14 protein-coding genes are annotated in these 18468 nt (G+C 68.2%); 10 read left to right on the top strand and 4 right to left on the bottom strand.

Going from position 1 to position 18468, the window contains the following annotated elements; translation table 11 throughout:
- The first annotated feature begins 57 nt into the window (after positions 1–57).
- From WS91_RS21920 to WS91_RS21870, 10 genes are all read left to right on the top strand, one after another.
- Positions 58–1071 (top strand): ABC transporter substrate-binding protein, encoded by a 1014-nt coding sequence (locus WS91_RS21920; RefSeq protein ID WP_059577869.1) that lies wholly within the window; start codon positions 58–60, stop codon positions 1069–1071.
- Between the two features lie 95 nt (positions 1072–1166).
- Complete coding sequence (locus WS91_RS21915) at positions 1167–1964, top strand: ABC transporter ATP-binding protein (protein ID WP_038750019.1); 798 nt, start codon at positions 1167–1169, stop codon at positions 1962–1964.
- Between the two features lie 27 nt (positions 1965–1991).
- Positions 1992–2840 carry an ABC transporter permease gene (locus WS91_RS21910; RefSeq protein ID WP_038750017.1) on the top strand — a complete coding sequence of 283 codons (849 nt, stop codon included), beginning with the start codon at positions 1992–1994 and terminating at the stop codon, positions 2838–2840.
- A gap of 76 nt (positions 2841–2916) precedes the next feature.
- Positions 2917–4296 (top strand): sensor histidine kinase, encoded by a 1380-nt coding sequence (locus WS91_RS21905; protein WP_038750014.1) that lies wholly within the window; start codon positions 2917–2919, stop codon positions 4294–4296.
- Positions 4297–4306: 10 nt separating this feature from the next.
- Positions 4307–4984 (top strand): response regulator, encoded by a 678-nt coding sequence (locus WS91_RS21900; RefSeq protein ID WP_038750011.1) that lies wholly within the window; start codon positions 4307–4309, stop codon positions 4982–4984.
- 292 nt (positions 4985–5276) lie between these two features.
- Positions 5277–6437, top strand: a complete 1161-nt coding sequence (locus WS91_RS21895; RefSeq protein ID WP_197422265.1) for a porin — start codon at positions 5277–5279, stop codon at positions 6435–6437.
- A gap of 406 nt (positions 6438–6843) precedes the next feature.
- Positions 6844–8871, top strand: coding sequence for a site-specific DNA-methyltransferase (locus tag WS91_RS21890; RefSeq protein ID WP_059671020.1), 2028 nt, complete (start codon positions 6844–6846; stop codon positions 8869–8871).
- A gap of 40 nt (positions 8872–8911) precedes the next feature.
- Positions 8912–11941, top strand: a complete 3030-nt coding sequence (locus WS91_RS21885; protein ID WP_059577863.1) for a type III restriction-modification system endonuclease — start codon at positions 8912–8914, stop codon at positions 11939–11941.
- A gap of 351 nt (positions 11942–12292) precedes the next feature.
- The gene (locus WS91_RS21875) at positions 12293–13393 is read left to right on the top strand and encodes a porin (protein ID WP_059671019.1); all 1101 of its coding nucleotides are present in this window, start codon (positions 12293–12295) and stop codon (positions 13391–13393) included.
- 356 nt (positions 13394–13749) lie between these two features.
- The gene (locus WS91_RS21870) at positions 13750–14706 is read left to right on the top strand and encodes a helix-turn-helix domain-containing protein (RefSeq protein ID WP_038749997.1); all 957 of its coding nucleotides are present in this window, start codon (positions 13750–13752) and stop codon (positions 14704–14706) included.
- 76 nt (positions 14707–14782) lie between these two features.
- Here the strand turns inward: WS91_RS21870 and WS91_RS21865 are convergent, their stop codons facing one another.
- From WS91_RS21865 to WS91_RS21845, 4 genes are all read right to left on the bottom strand, one after another.
- Positions 14783–15514: an ABC transporter ATP-binding protein gene (locus WS91_RS21865; protein ID WP_038749994.1), complete on the bottom strand. Its 732-nt coding sequence runs from the start codon at positions 15512–15514 to the stop codon at positions 14783–14785.
- A gap of 309 nt (positions 15515–15823) precedes the next feature.
- On the bottom strand, positions 15824–16546 hold the full coding sequence (locus WS91_RS21855; protein WP_059671018.1) for an ABC transporter ATP-binding protein: 723 nt from the start codon (positions 16544–16546) through the stop codon (positions 15824–15826).
- On the bottom strand, positions 16543–17592 hold the full coding sequence (locus WS91_RS21850; protein WP_038749985.1) for a branched-chain amino acid ABC transporter permease: 1050 nt from the start codon (positions 17590–17592) through the stop codon (positions 16543–16545). Before WS91_RS21850 ends, WS91_RS21855 begins: the two co-directional genes overlap by 4 nt.
- Positions 17589–18467, bottom strand: a complete 879-nt coding sequence (locus WS91_RS21845; protein ID WP_038749983.1) for a branched-chain amino acid ABC transporter permease — start codon at positions 18465–18467, stop codon at positions 17589–17591. Before WS91_RS21845 ends, WS91_RS21850 begins: the two co-directional genes overlap by 4 nt.
- Between the last annotated feature and the right edge of the window lies 1 nt (position 18468).

The following is an 18468-nucleotide window of genomic DNA, read 5'->3' as shown; positions in this document are numbered from 1 at the left end:
ACTCGTCCCGACGATGCAGCAAGCATCGCTTCATACAGACAACATTGGAGACTCCCGATGCGCACCACTCTTCGCGCGCTCAGCGTGGCCGCGATCGCGGCCGGCCTGTCCTTCGGCTTCGCTTCGCAATCCGCCTTCGCCGACGACGGCGGCAAGATCACGATCATGGTGGGCGGCATCACGAAGCTCATCTACCTGCCCGCGCGCCTCACGCAGGAGCTCGGCTACTTCAAGGCCGAGGGGCTCGACGTCGATCTGCAGTCGCAGCCGGCCGGCGTCGACGCCGAGAACGAGCTGCTCGCGGGCGCGGTGCAGGGCGTGGTCGGCTTCTACGATCACACGATCGACCTGCAGAGCAAGGGTAAGGACGTGAAGGCGATCGCCGTGCTCGGCCAGGTGCCGGGCGAGGTCGAGATGGTGTCGACGAAGGCGGCGGGCACGATCAAATCGATGGCCGACGTGAAGGGCAAGACGCTCGGCGTGACGGGCCTCGGCTCGTCGACGAGCTTCCTCACGCAGTACCTCGCGCAGCAGCACGGCGTCGCCGCGAACCAGTACACGATGTTGCCCGTCGGCGCCGACGCGAGCTTCATCGCGGCCGTCAAGCAAGGCCGCATCGACGCGGGGATGACGACCGAGCCGACCGTGTCGGTGCTCGAGAAGAACGGCGACGCGAAGGTGCTCGTCGATTTGCGCACGCTCGACGGCACGCGCGCCGCGCTCGGCGGCACGTACCCGGCGGCGAGCCTGTACGTGCAGTCCGCCTGGGCCGACACGCACAAGGAGCAGGCGACGAAGCTCGCGCACGCGTTCGCGCGCACGATGCAGTTCATCCACACGCACAGCGCGGAAGAGATCGCCGCGAAGATGCCCGCCGACTACCAGAAGGACAAGGCGCTCTACGTGAGCGCGCTGAAGGCGTCGCTGCCGATGTATACGCCCGACGGCAAGATGCCCGGCGACGGCCCGGCGACGGTGCTGAAGGTGCTGTCCGCGTTCAATCCGTCGGTGAAGGGCAAGCACATCGATCTGTCGAAGACATATACGAACGATTTCGTGAACGCGAAGTAAGCGCCGCGAACGACGCGCGGCCAGTTTTGAACCAGGCTCACGAGGGCCGCCGGCGCCGCAGGGACGGCGCCGGTTCCGATGCAGGACTTCTAGCGATGAATCAACATGTTTCGGCCAATGCACCCGCGATCGAGTTTCGCAACGTGTCGTGCCGCTTCATCTCGCCGGACGGCCGTGCGACCGTCGCGCTGCACGACTTCACGATGTCGGTCGCGCGCGGCGAGTTCGTCGCGATCGTCGGCCCGACGGGCTGCGGCAAATCGACGACGCTCAACCTGATCACGGGGTTGCTCAAGCCCGTGTCGGGCGAGGTGCACGTGATGGGCAAGCCCGTCGACGGCATCGATCCGCGAATCGGCTTCGTGTTCCAGGCCGACGCGGTGTTCCCGTGGCGCACGGTGATCGACAACGTCGCGGCCGGCCCGCTCTTTCGAGGCCGCTCGAAGGAGTCCGCGTATGCGCAGGCGGAGGAATGGATTCGCCGCGTCGGGCTCGCGAAATTCACGAAGCATTACCCGCACCAGCTGTCGGGCGGCATGAGAAAGCGCGTCGCGCTCGCGCAGACGTTCATCAACCAGCCCGAAATCCTGCTGATGGACGAGCCGTTCTCCGCGCTCGACATGCAGACGCGCACGCTGATGCAGGACGAGCTGCTGCAGCTCTGGTCGGCGAACAAGGGATCGGTCGTGTTCGTCACGCACGATCTCGAAGAGGCGATCGCGCTCGCGGACCGCGTGTTCGTGCTGACCTCGCGCCCGGCCACGCTCAAGCGCGTGTACGAGATCGACCTGCCGCGCCCGCGCGTCACGTCGGAAGTGCGCTACGAGCAGCGCTTCATCGAAATCTCGAAGGACATTTGGCACGACCTGCGCGAAGAAGTGCAGATCGGATAAACAGGAAAGGACTGGAGCATGACTGACATGACGCTTCCGACGCCGCTTGGCACCACCACCTCGCTCGAAGACGAAGAGCGCGCCGCGCAGAGCCGATTGCGGCGGCGCCGGCAACTGATCGTCGGGCTGCGCATCGCGGTGCTCGTCGCCGTGCTGGGCGGCTGGGAGATCGCCGCGCGGCTCAAGTGGATCGATCCGTTCTTCTTCTCGATGCCGTCGCTGATCGTCGCGCAGATCCAGGACTGGTTCGTCAACGGCACCTCGCAGGGCCCGCTGTTGCTGCAGGTGTGGGTGACGCTCGAGGAGACGATCGCCGGGTTCCTGATCGGCTCGGTCGCGGGCATCTTCTGCGGAATCGTGCTCGGCCGCAACAAGCTGCTCGCCGACGTGTTCGGGCTCTACATTCAGATCGCGAACTCGATTCCGCGCGTCGTGCTCGGCTCGATATTCGTGATCGCGCTCGGCCTCGGGATGGCGTCGAAGATCGCGCTCGCCGTCGTGATGGTGTTCTTCGTCGTGTTCGGCAATGCGTTTCAGGGCGTGCGCGAGGCCGACCGCTACCTGATCGCGAATGCGCAGATCCTCGGCGCGTCGCGCCGGCAGATCACGACGTCCGTCGTGATTCCGTCCGCGCTCAGCTGGATTCTCGCGAGCCTGCACGTGAGCTTCGGCTTCGCGCTCGTCGGCGCGGTAGTCGGGGAATTTCTGGGTTCCAAGCAAGGCATCGGCCTGTTAATCTCGACCGCACAGGGCGCGTTCAACGCGAGCGGCGTGTTCGCCGCGATGATCGTGCTCGCCGTCGTGGCGCTCGCTGCCGACTTCCTGCTGACCCGGCTCGAGAAGCGGCTCCTGAAGTGGCGGCCCGCCGCGTTCTGAAGACGATGCATCAACGAAACGGCGCATCTTCGGTGCGCCGTTTCGTTTTGGGGCTGGAGTGTGGGGGGATAACGGCATGTCGCACAGCCTGCGCGGCCGGTTGCTTTGGTGGCTGCTGCTGCCGCTTGCCGTGTTCGTCGCGATCGCGGGCGCGATGTCGTACGACACCGCGCGCAAGACGGCCGATCTCGTGCAGGACGGCGCGCTCGTCGCATCCGCGCGCGCGATCGCCGAGGACGTCGACTGGGAAAACGGCGCGCTCGTCGCGAACGTGCCGCCCGCCGCGCTCGAGCTGTTCGAGTCGCCCGCACAGGATCAGGTGTACTACAAAGTTCGCACGGGCGGCGGGCGGCTGCTCGCCGGCAATCCCGATCTCGACAATCCGCCCGCGCCCGCCGCGTCCGGCGCGCAGCCCGTGACGTTCGACACGACGCTCAACGGGCTCGCGATCCGCGCGGTCGCGTATACGCGCGAGCTGTACAACGCGGGCGACACGGAAACGGTGACGGTCGTCGTCGGCAAGACGCAGGCGTCTCGGGAGATGATGATCGCCGCGATCTGGCATCCGCAGCTCTGGCGGCTCGCACTGATGCTCGCGCTCGCGATGGCGCTCGTCTACCTCGGCCTCACGTTCGAGCTGCGGCCGCTGATGAAGCTGAAGGACGACGTCGCGGACCGCGGGCCGATGGAGCTCGAGCCGATCCGCACCGAGCGGCTGCATTTCGAGCTGCGGCCGATCGTCGACGCGATCAATCAATGCATCGCGCGGCTCAACCTGCATGCGGCAACGCAGCGGCGCTTCATCGCCGACGCCGCGCACCAGCTGCGCACGCCGATCGCGGTGATCGACACGCAGATCCAGTGCGCGCGGCAGCGCGAGAGCGACGACGCGGCGCTTGCCGGGCTGCTCGCGTCGATGCAGCGCAGCAGCCGCAGGATGGCGGACGTCACCGACAAGCTGCTGCTGCTCGCGCACGCGGAAGCGGCGTCGCCCGCGCGGCTCACCGCGCGCGTCGACGTCTCGGCCGTGGTGTCCGGCGTGCTCGAGGAGGAGATCGTGCTCGCCGAGCGGCGCAGGATCGATCTCGGCGCGGAGCTCGACGACGATCTGCAGGTTACGGGCAGCGAAAGCCTTTTGTCTGCTCTCCTGATGAATCTCGTCGACAACGCGGTGCGCTACACGCACGAAGGCGGCCGCGTGACGGTGAGCGCGCGGCGCGACGGCGACATGGTCGTGCTCGAAGTCGTCGACGACGGCCCCGGCATTCCGGCCGAAGCGCGGCCGCACGTGTTCAAGCGCTTCTACCGCGTCGCGAAGGACGAGGAAGGCACGGGCCTCGGGCTCGCGATCGTCGAAGAGATCGCGCAGTCGCACGGCGGCACGGTCACGCTCGCGACGGGCCCCGGCAATCGGGGCGTCAGGATGACGGTGCGCCTGCCCGCCTATCGCAATTGAGAGAGTCTCGATGAAACTGTTGCTCGTGGAAGATAACGCGGAACTCGCGCACTGGATCGTCGATTTGCTGCGCGGCGAGGGCTTCGGCGTTGATTCGGCGCCGGACGGCGAGAGCGCGGACACGGTGCTGAAAGCGCAGCGCTACGACGCGCTGCTGCTCGACATGCGGCTGCCCGGCATGAGCGGCAAGGAACTGCTCGCGCGGCTGCGCCGCCGCGGCGACAACGTGCCCGTGCTGATGCTGACCGCGCACGGCTCGGTCGACGACAAGGTCGACTGCTTCAGCGCGGGCGCCGACGACTACGTCGTGAAGCCGTTCGAATCGCGCGAGCTCGTCGCGCGCATCCGCGCGTTGATCCGGCGGCAATGCGGCGTCGGCGCGACGCAGCTCGCGTGCGGCGATCTCGTCTATCTGTTCGGCACGCGCGAGTTCCAGTGCGACGGCGTGCCGCTCGTGCTGCGCCGCCGCGAGCATGCGATCCTCGAGACGCTGATGCTGCAGCAGGGCAAGACGGTATCGAAGGCGCGCCTGATGGATAGCGTGTACGGCCTCGACGACGAACCGAGCGCCGATGCGATCGACATCTACATCCATCGCCTGCGCAAGCACTTGTCGGGCTCGCTCGCGCAGATCATCACGTTGCGCGGGCTCGGCTACATTCTCAGAACGAAGGACGCGGCCGAGTAACGCAAGCCTCCGCGCCGCTCACGGCGCATCGCTCGCATGCCGCGCGCGCATCCGATGCGCGTGCGGCTTTGTTTCGTCCTGCTTCGCAAATCGTCCGATGTTTTCCCGCGCCGGCCGCGACGGCTCACGTCGGCCGAACGCGGCCGAAAAAATGCGCGCTACCCCGTATTTATCCCGAGCAATCCGCACCGCGCGCGAAAGCGGCGCGAAGGATTGCGCCCACTACGATGACGTCGCCGTTCGATGCGCATTGCATCGCGTATTCACAGCCAACGCTGCGTACTACGAAGGAATGGCGGTCAACACGATATCGGAGGGGACGATCTTGAAACGACAATACCTGGCACTTTCCGTCGCGACGGTTGCCTGCGCGGCGCCGCAAGCGCACGCGCAGTCGAGCGTCCAGCTCTACGGGCTCATCGACCTGAGCGTGCCCACCTATCAATCGCACGCGAACGCGAAGGGCGATCACGTGATCGGCATGGGCATCGGCGGCGAGCCTTGGTTCAGCGGCAGCCGCTGGGGCCTGAAGGGCGCGGAGGACATCGGCGGCGGCACGAAGGTGATCTTCCGGCTCGAAAGCGAATACCGGGTGAGCGACGGCCAGATGGAAGACTCGGGCCAGATCTTCGATCGCGACGCGTGGGTCGGCATCGAAAACGAAACGTTCGGCAAGTTCACCGCGGGCTTCCAGAACACGATCGCACGCGACGCGTCGGCGATCTACGGCGACCCGTACGGTTCGGCGAAGCTGACGACGGAGGAAGGCGGCTGGACGAACGCGAACAACTTCAAGCAGATGATCTTCTACGCGGCGAGCGCGACGGGCACTCGCTACAACAACGGCCTCGCGTGGAAGAAGCTGTTCAGCAACGGCATCTTCGCGAGCGCGGGCTACGCGTTCAGCAATTCGACGAGCTTCGCGCAGAACTCGAACTACCAGGCCGCGCTCGGCTACAACGGCGGCCCGTTCAACGTGTCGGGCTTCTTCAGCCACGTGAACCACGGCGGCTACGCGAACAAGTCGTTCTCGGTCGGCGGCAACTACACGTTCGACATCTTCCGCTTGAATGCCGGCTATTTCCGCTACCTCGGCGATCAGGGCCCGCTCGGCCAGCGTCAGGACAACGCATGGACCGTGTCGTTCAAGGTCGCGCCGAAGGGCGCGCTCGATTACGAGCTCGGCTATCAGCAAATGCGCGTGCACAACGCCGCGTACAACAGCGACGGCAACATTCCGAACGCGAACGTCGGCGACTTCAGCCTGACGTCGGGTGTCGGCAACGGCTTCAAGGAAACGCTGTACGGATCGGTGTTCTATCACCTGTCGAAACGCACCGAGCTGTACCTCGCCGGCGACTACATGCGCCTGCACGGCGGCTACACCGTCGCGTCGACGCACGGCTCGACCAATCAGCTCGAGCTGACGACCGGCATCCGCACGCGGTTCTGACCCGCTGCGCGGCACGGCCGGCCGCGATACGGCCGTGCCGCCCTTCCCGCTTCTCCCGTCCAGCTCGCCCGATCTCCTGCGAGACCATGCGGTATTCGACAGCCCGGCTTCACGCCGGGCTTTTTTGTGCCGGCTTCCTGCGCTCGATTCGCGCCCGCGCGCGAGGGCGAAACCTCGCAATGGCGGCGGGCTTGCGAACCTGTGGTAAACATCTGCGTCGCCGAACGCGGGCGCGAAGCCCCGGCAGCCGAGGCTGCGGGCCCCGCCCGGCGGCACGCGCCGCGCCCGGCCGCCGCAAGTCCTTGACCTGCGCCGGGCGGATCGCTAGCGTTTCGCCTTTGCCGCGCCGCGCGGCCCGACGATCGGGCTCGCACGCCGGCGCGAAGACACGCAATTGATGGGAAGAATGATGCAAAAACTCGATGCGGCGAGCCCGGAAGCGCAATCCGCGGATCTCGTGTCCGCGAACATCGAGCGCCTGAAGGCGCTCTTTCCGGATGCCGTGACCGAAGGAGCGGACGGCGCGTCGTTGAATCTCGACGCGCTCGCGGCGCTCGTCGGCGCGCCGGCCGTCGCCGACGCCGACGAGAAGTACGGCCTCAACTGGCACGGCAAGCGCCGCGCGCGCAGGCTCGCGCTCACGCCGTCGACGGGCACGCTGCGTCCATGCCCGCGCGAGAGCGTCGATTGGGCGTCGACCCGCAACCTGATGATCGAGGGCGAGAACCTCGAGGTGCTGAAGCTGCTGCAAAAGAGCTACGCGGGGCGCGCGAAGCTCGTGTACATCGATCCGCCGTACAACACCGGCAAGGATTTCGTCTATTCGGACAATTTCACCGACAGCCTGCGCCACTATCTCGAGCTGACCGGCCAGACGACGGGCGGCAAGCGGGTGAGCAGCAACGCCGATGCGAGCGGCCGTTTCCATACGGACTGGCTCAACATGATCTATCCGCGGCTGAAGCTCGCGCGCGACCTGCTCGCCGACGACGGCGTGATCGCCGTGCACATCGACGAGCACGAGCAGCACGCGCTCGTGCTCGTGATGCGCGAGATCTTCGGCGAGGACAACGAGCTCGGCGTCGCGGTGTGGGACAAGCGCAATCCGAAGGGCGACGCGCGCGGGATCGCGTACCAGCACGAATCGATCGTGTTGTTCGCGCGCGACGCGGCGCTGCTGTTCGAGCGCGCGCCGCTCAAGCGCCCGAAGCGCAACGCGCAGCGCATGCTCGACGCGGCGCGCGCGGCGATCGCGGGCGCGTCGACGATCGCGGACGCGAACGTCGCGTACCGGAGCTGGGTGAAGTCGCAGCAGGCAACGCTGTCGGGCGGCGAGGCGATGTACGACCGGCTCTCGGCCGACGGGCGCGTCTACCGGCTCGTGTCGATGGCGTGGCCGAACAAGAAGAAGGCGCCCGACGACTACTTCGCCGCGCTCATGCATCCGGTGACGGGCCGGCCGTGCCCCGTGCCCGAGCGCGGCTGGCGCAACCCGCCCGCGACGATGCAGGCGCTTATCGACAAGGGGCTCGTCGAATTCGGCGTCGACGAAACCACGCAGCCGCAGCGTATCTACTTTCTCGACGAGAACATGTACGAGAACGTGCCGTCGGTGCTGCCGTTCGGCGGCTCGGACGACGCGCTGATGAAATCGCTCGGCATTCCGTTCGATCAGCCGAAGCCTGTCGAATTCGCCGCGTCGATCGTCGGCTGGTGCACGGACGGCGATGATCTGATCGTCGACTTCTTCGGCGGCTCGGGCACGACCGCGCACGCGGTGATGGCGCTCAACGCGGCCGACGGCGGCCAGCGCCGCTACGCGCTCGTGCAGCTGCCCGAGCCGCTCGACGCCGACAGCAAGGATCAGAAGGCCGCCGCCGATTTCTGCGCGGCGCAGCGCGTGCCGCTCAACCTCGCCGAGCTGACGAAGGAACGGCTGCGGCGCGCGGCGGCGAGGATCGCGGCCGAGCATCCGGGCGTGCGCGCCGATCTCGGCTTTCGCGTGTTCAGACTCGATTCGACCAACGTCTCCGAATGGGACCCGCGCGGCGACGACATCCAGCAGTCGCTGTTCGCGGCCGTCGACCACATCAAGCCGAACCGGTCCGACGAAGATCTGCTGTACGAACTGATGCTCAAGCTCGGCCTCGACCTGTGCGCGCCGATCGAGGCGAGGACGATCGCCGGCAAGGCGGTGTACGTGATCGACGGCGCGATCGTCACGTGCTTCGACGCGCGCATCGATCGCGCGTCGACCGACGCGCTGGGCGTCGGCATCGTCGAGCTGATCGCCGCTTCGGCCGCGGCGGGCGCGGCCGAGGCGCGCGACGTGACATGCGTGTTCCGCGACAGCGGCTTCACGGACGACGTGGCGAAGGTGAACCTGTCGGCGATCCTCGAGCAGCACGGCGTGAAGCGCATCCGGAGCCTCTGATGCGCGCACGCGAGCCACACGCAGACAAGGAAGGTTGAGCATGCAGTTGCATTTCGAGTCGGATCTCGACTATCAGCTCGAAGCGATCGAGGCGGTATGCGATCTGTTTCGCGGCCAGGAGGCGTGCCGCGCCGAATTCAGCGTGACCGCGCAGGCCGCGCGACGGCGCGCGAGCCCGCAGATTTCGCTCGGGATGGCCGAATCGGGGCTCGGCGTCGGCAATCGCCTGACGCTCGACGCCCACGCGTTCGCCGAGAATCTCGCGCGCGTGCAGGTGCGCAACGGCCTGCCGCCGTCCGGCGCGCCGAGCTCGAACGATTTCACCGTCGAGATGGAGACGGGCACGGGCAAGACCTACGTCTACCTGCGCACGATCTTCGAGCTGCACCGCCGCTTCGATTTCACGAAGTTCGTGATCGTCGTGCCGTCGGTCGCGATCAAGGAAGGCGTCTACAAGACGCTGCAGATCACCGAGCGGCATTTCAGGCGCCTGTACGCGGGCGTGCCGTTCGATTGCTTCGTCTACGATTCGGCGAAGCTCGGCGAGGTGCGCAGCTTCGCGTCGAAGTCGACCGTGCAGATCATGATCGTCACGGTCGCCGCGATCAACAAGAAGGACGTCAACAGCCTCTACAAGGACAGCGAAAAGACGGGCGGCGAGAAGCCGATCGACCTGATTCGCGCCACGCATCCGATCGTGATCGTCGACGAGCCGCAAAGCGTGGACGGCGGGCTCGAAGGGCGCGGCAAGGAGGCGCTCGACGCGATGCGGCCGCTCTGCACGCTGCGCTATTCGGCGACGCACGCGGACAAGTATCAGATGCTGTACCGGCTGGACGCGATCGACGCGTACGAGCGCAGGCTCGTCAAGCAGATCGAGATCGCGTCGGCGACCGTCGAGGGCGCGCACAACAAGCCGTTCATGCGCGTGATGTCGATCGCGAGCCGGCGCGGCGCGATCACGGCGCGCGTCGAGCTCGATGTCGCGACGGCCGACGGCGGCGTCGAGCGGCAAACGCTGGCCGTCTCCGACGGCGACGATCTCGAGCGCGCGACGAAGCGCGCGGTCTACGCGAACTTCCGGATCGGCGCGATTCACGCGGCGCGCGGCGCGGAATACCTCGAGCTGCGCTATCCGGGCGGCGACGCGTTTCTGTCGATCGGCGACACGCACGGCGACGTCGACACGCTCGCGATCCAGCGCGAGATGATTCGCCGCACGATCCGCGAGCATCTCGACAAAGAGCTGCGTCTCACGCCGCTCGGCGTGAAGGTGCTGTCGCTCTTCTTCGTCGACGCGGTCGACAAGTACCGGAAGTACGACCGGCACGGCCAGCCGTTCAAGGGCGACTACGCGCTGCTGTTCGAAGAGGAATACCGCCGCGCGGCGAAGCTGCCCGCGTATCGCGCGCTGTTCGGCGGCGTCGACGCCGAGGCCGCGGCCGAAGCCGTGCACGACGGCTACTTCTCGATCGACAAGAAAGGCGGCTGGACCGACACGAGCGACAAGAGCGCGGGCAGCCGCGAGAACGCGGAACGCGCGTACGGCCTCATCATGAAGGACAAGGAGCGGCTGCTGTCGTTCGACACGCCGCTCAAGTTCATCTTTTCGCACTCCGCGCTAAAGGAAGGCTGGGACAATCCGAACGTGTTCCAGATCTGCACGCTGCGCGACATCCACAGCGAGCGCGAGCGCCGCCAGACGATCGGCCGCGGGCTGCGTCTTGCCGTGAACCAGCGCGGCGAGCGCGTGCGCGGCTTCGACGTCAACACGCTGACGGTGGTTGCCGGCGAAAGCTACGAGCAGTTCGCCGAGAACCTGCAGAAGGAGATCGAGGCCGATACGGGGCTGCGCTTCGGCATCGTCGAGACGCATCAGTTCGCGGCGCTGCCCGTGTCGGCCGCGGACGGCAGCGTCGCGCCGCTCGGCGTCGAACAGTCGACCGCGCTGTGGGCGTATTTGCGGGACGCCGGCTATCTCGACGCGCGCGGCCGCGTGCAGGACACGCTGCGCGCGGCGCTCAAGCTGCGCGCGTTGCCTCTGCCCGACGCATTCGACGCGCAGCGCGCGCTGATCGTGGACATGCTGCGCAAGCTCGCGGGCCGGCTCGACGTGCGCAACGCGGACGAGCGTCGCCACATCGCGCTGCGGCGCGACGCGCAAGGCAAGGCGGTGTACCTCGGCGACGAGTTCCGCGCGCTGTGGGATCGCATCCAGTACCGGACGACGTATCGCGTGAACTTCGACAACGCGCGCCTCGTCGAGCGCTGCGTGGCCGCGCTGAAGGCGGCGCCCGCCGTCGCGCAGGCACGGCTGCAGTGGCGCAAGGCCGACATCGCGATCGACGCGGCGGGCATCGAGGCGACCGAAATCGAGGACGCCGGCACGATCGCGATCGACGAGGGCGAAGTCGATCTGCCGGATCTGCTGACCGAGCTGCAGGATCGCACGCAGCTCACGCGGCGCACGATCGCGACCGTGCTGATCGAGAGCGGCCGGCTCGACGAGTTCCCGCGCAATCCGCAGCGCTTCATCGCGCTCGTCGCCGCGACGCTCGAGCGCTGCAAGCGCGATGCGCTCGTCGACGGGATCGAGTACACGCTGCTCGGCGAACGGCACGTGCACGCACTGTCGCTGTTCGAGGACGAGCCGCTCACCGGCTATCTGTCCAGCATGCGGCGCGGCGCGGCCAAATCGATCCACGAGGACGTGCCGTGCGAGACGCCCGCCGAGCGCGCGTTCGTCGAATCGCTCGAACAGGACGACGCGGTCAGGCTGTATGCGAGGCTGCCCGGCTGGTTCCGAATCCCGACGCCGCTCGGCAGTTACAGCCCCGACTGGGCGGTGATGATCGCCGAGGAAGGCGGGCCGCGCCTGTATTTCGTCGTCGAATCGAAGAGCGGCCTGGCCGACGGCGATCTGCGCGCGTTCGAGCGGCGCAAGATCCAGTGCGGCGCCGCGCATTTCCGCGCGCTGGCGGCGGCCGTCGACGATCCAGCGCGCTACGTGCGCGCGCGCACCGTCGACGATCTGCGGGCGTCCACGCCAAACGCGCACGACGCGGCCTGAGCGTCGACACCGCACGTTCTCGCCGTTTTTTCTCGCTGCGTCGCCGCATCGCCGGTGGTTTCCGGCGTGCGGCGCGCAGCGGTTTCCCGCCGCAGGCTCTTGCGCGCGCCCTTCCCCGCTTCGTTTCGCGGTGCGAAGCGAATTTCCTCGAACGCACGCTGCATCGCGCAACGCCGCGCACTTCATTTCGACATCCATAACGTCGGACGATGCCCGTGTGCATCGTCGAGCTAGTGTTTGTGCGCCGTCGGGAAAGATGCGCGCCGCACGCTGTTCCACACTCCGTGCCGGAGATCGACGGCGGCGCCCCGAGCGTCGCCGCGCATAACGACAACCCCAACGGAGACGACGATGAAGAAGTTTGCGGTAGCGGCGGCCGGCCTGGCCGTCACGGCGGGCGCGCACGCGTCCGACGGCAGCGTGACGCTGTTCGGCCTGGTGGATGCAGGCGTGTCCTACGTGTCGAACGAAGGCGGCAAGCGCAATGTGCATTTCGACGACGGCATCGCGGTGCCGAATCTGTGGGGGCTCAAGGGCACGGAGGATCTCGGCGGCGGCGCGAAGGCGATCTTCGAGCTGACGTCGCAGTACGCGCTCGGCAACGGCGCCGCGCTGCCGACGCCCGGCTCGATGTTCTCGCGCACCGCGCTCGTCGGCCTGTGGAGCGAGCGGCTCGGCAGCGTGACGCTCGGCCAGCAATACGACTTCATGACCGATTCGCTGACGTTCGGCTCGTTCGACGGCGCGTTCCGCTACGGCGGCCTCTACAACTTCCGTCAGGGCCCGTTCTCGAAACTCGGGATTCCCGACAATCCGACCGGCTCGTTCGACTTCGACCGGATGGCAGGCTCGAGCCGCGTGCCGAACTCGGTCAAGTACACGAGCGCGAACCTGAACGGTCTCGTGTTCGGCCTGATGTACGGCTTCGGCAATCAGGCGGGCGGCGGCCTGTCGGCGAACAGCACGGTCAGCGCCGGCCTCAAGTACGAGACGGGCAATTTCGCGCTCGGCGCCGCGTACGTCGAAGTCAAGTATCCGCAGATGAACAACGGGCACGACGGCCTGCGCAACTGGGGGCTCGGCGCGCGCTACGCGTTGTCGGCGCTCGATCTGAACCTGCTGTACACGAACACGAAGAACACGCTGACGGGCGCGGCGATCGACGTGATCCAGGCGGGTGCGCGCTACGTCGGCGCGCCGTGGACGATCGGCGCGAACTACGAATACATGAAGGGCAACGCGCAGCTCGAGCACAACTACGCGCATCAGGTCACGGCGGCTGCCCAGTATGCGCTGTCGAAGCGCACGTCCGCCTACGTCGAGACCGTGTATCAGTTCGCAGGCGGCAGCGCCGGCGCGCACGCGTGGATCAACGGCGTGATGGGGCCCGATGCGCAATCGAGCTCGCGCTCGCAGTTTCTCGCGCGCATCGGGATGCTGACCCGCTTCTGAACGCGTTGCGCTCTCCGGCGGCCGTCGCGCGGCGCGAGCCGGCACGGCGCGCCGGGCGCGCGGCCATCCGCCTGCGGCGGCCCGGCCGCAGGCCCGCAGGCCCGCACGCGCGACGCGTGCCGCGCCCCCTCCCCGCATCGGTCTCTTCCGCCCGCATAGGCTTCGCGCGACGGCTTATGTGAACCAGCGCACATAACTCCGCAGTCACCGCGTCAAAATCGTCGCTCGGGCGGCGGAATTCGCGTTCCGGAGTAAACCGGATTCAGTTCGCGCCGAATATTTAATATGCTAACTATATTCGGGCAGACAGGATGCCCCGGCACGGGTCCGGCTGGACGTGTACTCGCAAGGAGCGCATGGTGAACGGCAGATTCTTCACGACGGCGGGCGAATCGCCCGCGTTTCGCGGCCGCGCGTGGGGCCGCGTCGTCACGCAGTACTTCGGCGGACTCGACGCGTGCTGCGACGACGACGCATTCGACGCGCAGCTCAGCCAGTACGAGATCGGCCCGATGCGGGTGTTCACGATCGCCGCGCCCGCGCACCGGATCGTGCGCCCGGTCGCGGCGCTGCACGATCACGGCTCCGACTACTTCAAGCTGATCCTGCAACTGAGCGGCGTGAGCGAAATCGAGCAGCGCGGCAAGGTGTTCCGGCTTCGCACGGGCGACTGGAGCCTGTACGATCCGCGCGTGCCGTACAGCATCGCGAACCTGACGCACGTCGAGCAGCTCGCGATCCAGATCCCGCGCAAGCAGCTAGGCGGCTTCGCGGTGCCCGATCTGCACACGTCCGATGCGCGCGAATTCGAACTCAAGGGGCTGTTCTCGCTGCTGTCGTCGTTTCTCGTATCGTTGTCCGAACAATTGCCGTCGCTGCCCGGCACGACGGGCACCGCGCTGTCGGAGACGATTCTCGGCCTGATCGTGTCGACGCTGAGCGCGCAGCGCGATGCGCAGGGCGAGCACGTCACGCTGCCCACCGTGCTGCGGATGCGCGTCAAGCAATACATCCAGGGCCACCTCGCCGACGCCGATCTGTCGATCGACCGGATCGCGCGCGAGCTGCGCTGCTCGAAGCGCTATCTGCACCGGATCTTCGAGGAGGAAGGCGTGACGATCGACCGCTACATCTGGTCGAACCGGCTCGAGCGCTGCAAGGAGGCGCTCGACAACGCACGCGCGGCGAAGCCCGCCATTTCCGAAATCGCGTTCAGTTGGGGTTTCAGCAGCAGCGCGCACTTCTGCCGCAGCTTCAAGCAGCGTTACGGAATGACGCCGCGCGAGTTCGTGCGGCGGCGCGCGTCGTCCTGAGCCGCACGGGCGGCACGCCGTCGGCTGTCGCCCGGCCCGCTCGCTTCGCGCCGGGCGACGCGCCTGTTTCGATGCGTCAGGCCGCGTTCGCGCCGCTTCCCTTCGATGCAAGATAGCTGCCGTGCAGAATCTCCGGCCGCTCGCGCAGCGTCTGCGCGCTGCCGGCGAATGCGACGCGGCCGCGCTCGAGCACGTAGGCGTCGGTCGCGAGCGCGAGCGCGATCGTCGTGAACTGCTCGATCAGCAGCACCGCCACGCCCTCTTTCGCGATCTGCGCGACGGTCCGCGCGAGGCGCGCCGTGACGGCAGGCGCGAGGCCGAGCGACAGCTCGTCGATGAGGAGCGTATGCGGTTCGCCGATCAGCGCCTGCGACACGCACACCATCTGTTTCTGGCCGCCCGACAGATCGTTGCTGCGTGCATCGAGCTTCGGCTTCAGTTCCGGGAAGATCGCGAGCACGCGTTCGATCGCGTCGTCGAGCCGCCGCGCAGACAGGAACGCGCCGGCGGCGCGCAGGTTGTCGCGAACCGACAGCTCGCCGAGCACGCGATGCCCTTCCGGCACGACCGCGATCCCGCGACGTCGCACCGCCTCGGGCCGCAGCGCGCCGAGCGGCGCGCCGTCGAGCAGCACGTCGCCGGACGTCGCGGGCAGCGCGCCCGCGACGCTCATCACGAGCGTCGATTTGCCGGCGCCGTTCGCGCCGACGAGCGCCGTCACCCGCCCGGGCGCGACCGTGAGCGACACGCCGTGCAGCACGGGTTTGTTCGCGCGATGGACGACGAGGTCTTTCACTTCGAGCTGCATGATCGTCGGACTCCTTGTCAATTGAGATGCGGCGCGCGTGCCGCGCCGCATGCGTGCGGCCGCGCGGGCTCGCGTAATGCCGCGAATGCCGCGGGGCGGTAAAGCGCGTTGCGCGTCAGGCGTGGCGCGTGCGTCGAGCGCGGACCGGCCGGTTGCGCGACGCCGCGCGTCTTTTCGAGTTGCCCGGTCGCGTGTCGCCGCGGCGCGGCGCGATCGGGCGGCGAACCGCAAACCGGCCTTGTGCCGCTCGCGTTCGCGATCACGCGCGACGTTTTCCGCAACGCGCGCCCACCGGTTCGCCGCCTCGCTTCAGGCCTCATGCTCATCGAATGCCTTGCCGAGATACGCGCTGCGCACGAGCGGATCGTCGAGCACCGCGCGCGTCGGCCCGAGCGCGAGCCGCTTGCCGAAATCGAGCACGAGCGTCTGTTCGCACACGGCGTCGATCAGGTCCACGTCGTGATCGATCAGCAGCACCTGCGCGCCGACGAGTTCGGGAATGCGAACGATCACGTCGCGCAGCCGCGCGGCTTCGGCTTCGTTCAGGCCCGCGCCCGGCTCGTCGAGCAGCAGCAGGCGCGGCTCGCCGACGAGCGCCTTGCCGAGCTCGAGCATCCGGCGCTGATACAGGTTGAGCGCCGCGCCCGGCACGTGCGCGACGTCGGCGAGGCCGACGAGCTCGAGCGCGCGCACGGTGTCGTCGCGCGCGGCGAGCGCCGGCATCACGTGCTCGGCGAGCGCGAGCACGTTGTCGTGGACGCTCAGGTCCTCGACGATCTGTTCGGTCTGGAACGTCCGCCGCACGCCCGCGCGCACGCGCTCGGTGACGGAGAGCGCGAGCAGCGCGCGGCCGTCGAGCGCGACGCTGCCCGCGCGCGGCCGCAGAAAGCCGCTCAGCACGTTGAGCAGCGTCGTCTTGCCCGCGCCGTTCGGGCCGATCAGCCCGCAGATTGGCGCGTCGAGCGTCGCGTCCAGCGCGTCGATCACGCGCGTGCCGCCGAACTGCACGGTCAGGTTCGAGATTTCGATCATCGCGCGCCTCCGTCGCGGGGGCGCAACGCGTGCGCGATCCGCGACGCGAGCCCGGCAAGCTGCCCGGCGATGCCGGCGGGCGCGGTGATCAGCGCATGCAGCAGCGCGGCGCCGAAGAAGATCATCGCGAGATAGCCGTTCACCCCGAAATCGGTCAGGAGCGCGGGCACCGCGCGCAGCAGGAGCCCGGTGATCAGCGCACCGAACCAGTGATAGACGCCGCCCACGACCGACAGCGCGAACAGCAGCACCGATTCGGACGCGGCGAACGCGCGCCCGTCGAGCTGGCCGACTGTGCCGGCGAGCAAGCCGCCCGACAGCCCGGCGAGCAGCCCCGCGAGCCCGAACGCCCACGTTTGATAGAGGACGACGTTCACGCCCGCCGCGAGCGCGGTCGTCTCGCCGCGCCGGATCAGCGCCCACGAGCGCCCCGCTTTCGAGCGGCGATGCAGCTCGATCAGCGCGAACGCGAGCGCGGCCCACGCGGCGACGTAGCGGAAATACGCGGCGTCGCTCTGACCAAAGAGCGGCCGCGCCATCATCTGCCGCGCGCCGAACGATAGATGGCCGGTGAAGCCGTCGCCGCCGTCCGGGAAGCCGATCGCGGACACGACGACCTGAAACCCGCCCGCCATCATCAGCGTGACGAGCGCGAGATAGAGGCCGCGCAGGCGCAAAGCGGGCAGCCCGGCGATCATGCCGATCGCGCTGCCGCCCACGGCGCCCGCGATCATGCAAAGCTCGAACGGCACGCCGAGATGCGCGAGCCTGAGCGCGACCCAGCCGCCGACGCCGAGCAGCGCATGCTGCGACAGGCACACGAGCCCGAGCTGCCGATACAGCAGCGCAACGCCGGCGGCGGCGATGCTGATCGTCAGCGCGGACGTCAGCGTCTTGATCCAGTACGCGTCGGCGACGGCGGGCACGACGAGCGCGATCGCGGCGAGCGTGCCGAGCGTCGCGGCGAGCGGGATGCGCGCGCCGCGCGGTCGGACGCGTGCGGCCGCGCGGCGCGGCGGCTCGGCAAAGGCGAGAGGCGTTTTCATGATTCGTTCGCGGCGTGGCCGATCGATTTGGAGCCGATGAAGAGCATCGCGACGAGCGCGATCAGGAACGGCGTCGCGCTGCGGTAGGGCGCGAAGCCGGGCACGGTGATCGCGAGCGCCTCGGCGAGGCCGATCGCGATGCCGGCCGCGACCGTCGCGGGCAGCGACGCGAGGCGGCCGACGATCGCCGCGGCGAACGCCGGGATCACGAGGAACGTGAGCACCGCCGCCTGCAGGCGCACGAGGTTCGCGAGCAACAGGCCCGTGATGCCCGCGAACACGCCGGAGATCACCCACGCGGCGACGTCGACGCGCAGCACGCGAATGCCGAGCAGGCCGCTCAGGTGCCGGTTGTTCGACAGCGCGCGCATCTGAAGCCCCAGCCGCGTGCGCGCGAGCACGACGCCGATCGCCGCCATCATCGCGAATGCGAGCGCGAGGCCGACGATGCGCGTGTACGTGAAGCGGACGTCGCCGAAGTCGAGCGCTTCGCTGTCGGTCGGCAGCACGAGGCGGCGCGGCGTGTCGCCCCAATACCACTCGCAGAAGCCGAGCAGGACGAGCGCGAAGCCGAGCGTCGCGACGCTGCGCACGACGCGCTCGCGCCCGGCGAGGCGCGGCGCGAGCACGAGGCCGTAGACGAGCGACGCCGCGGTCGACGCGGCGATCGCCGCGCCCCACGCGAGCGTCTGCGGATAGTCCGCGTCGAGGCACGCGGCCGCGACGTAGGCGCCGAGCGCGCCCGTCGCGCCGAACGCGAAGTTCAGCACGCCCGATGCGCGATACAGCACGACGAGACCGACGCCCGACAGCGCGTAGACCGCGCCGACGCCGAGCCCGGAGATCAGATACGGAACGAAGTCGATTGCGTTCATG

This window comes from Burkholderia sp. MSMB1498, assembly GCF_001526245.1.
Classification (GTDB): domain Bacteria; phylum Pseudomonadota; class Gammaproteobacteria; order Burkholderiales; family Burkholderiaceae; genus Burkholderia; species Burkholderia savannae.
The sequence above is the reverse complement of the archived record's forward strand: the minus strand, read 5'-3'. Positions and strand labels throughout refer to the sequence as shown.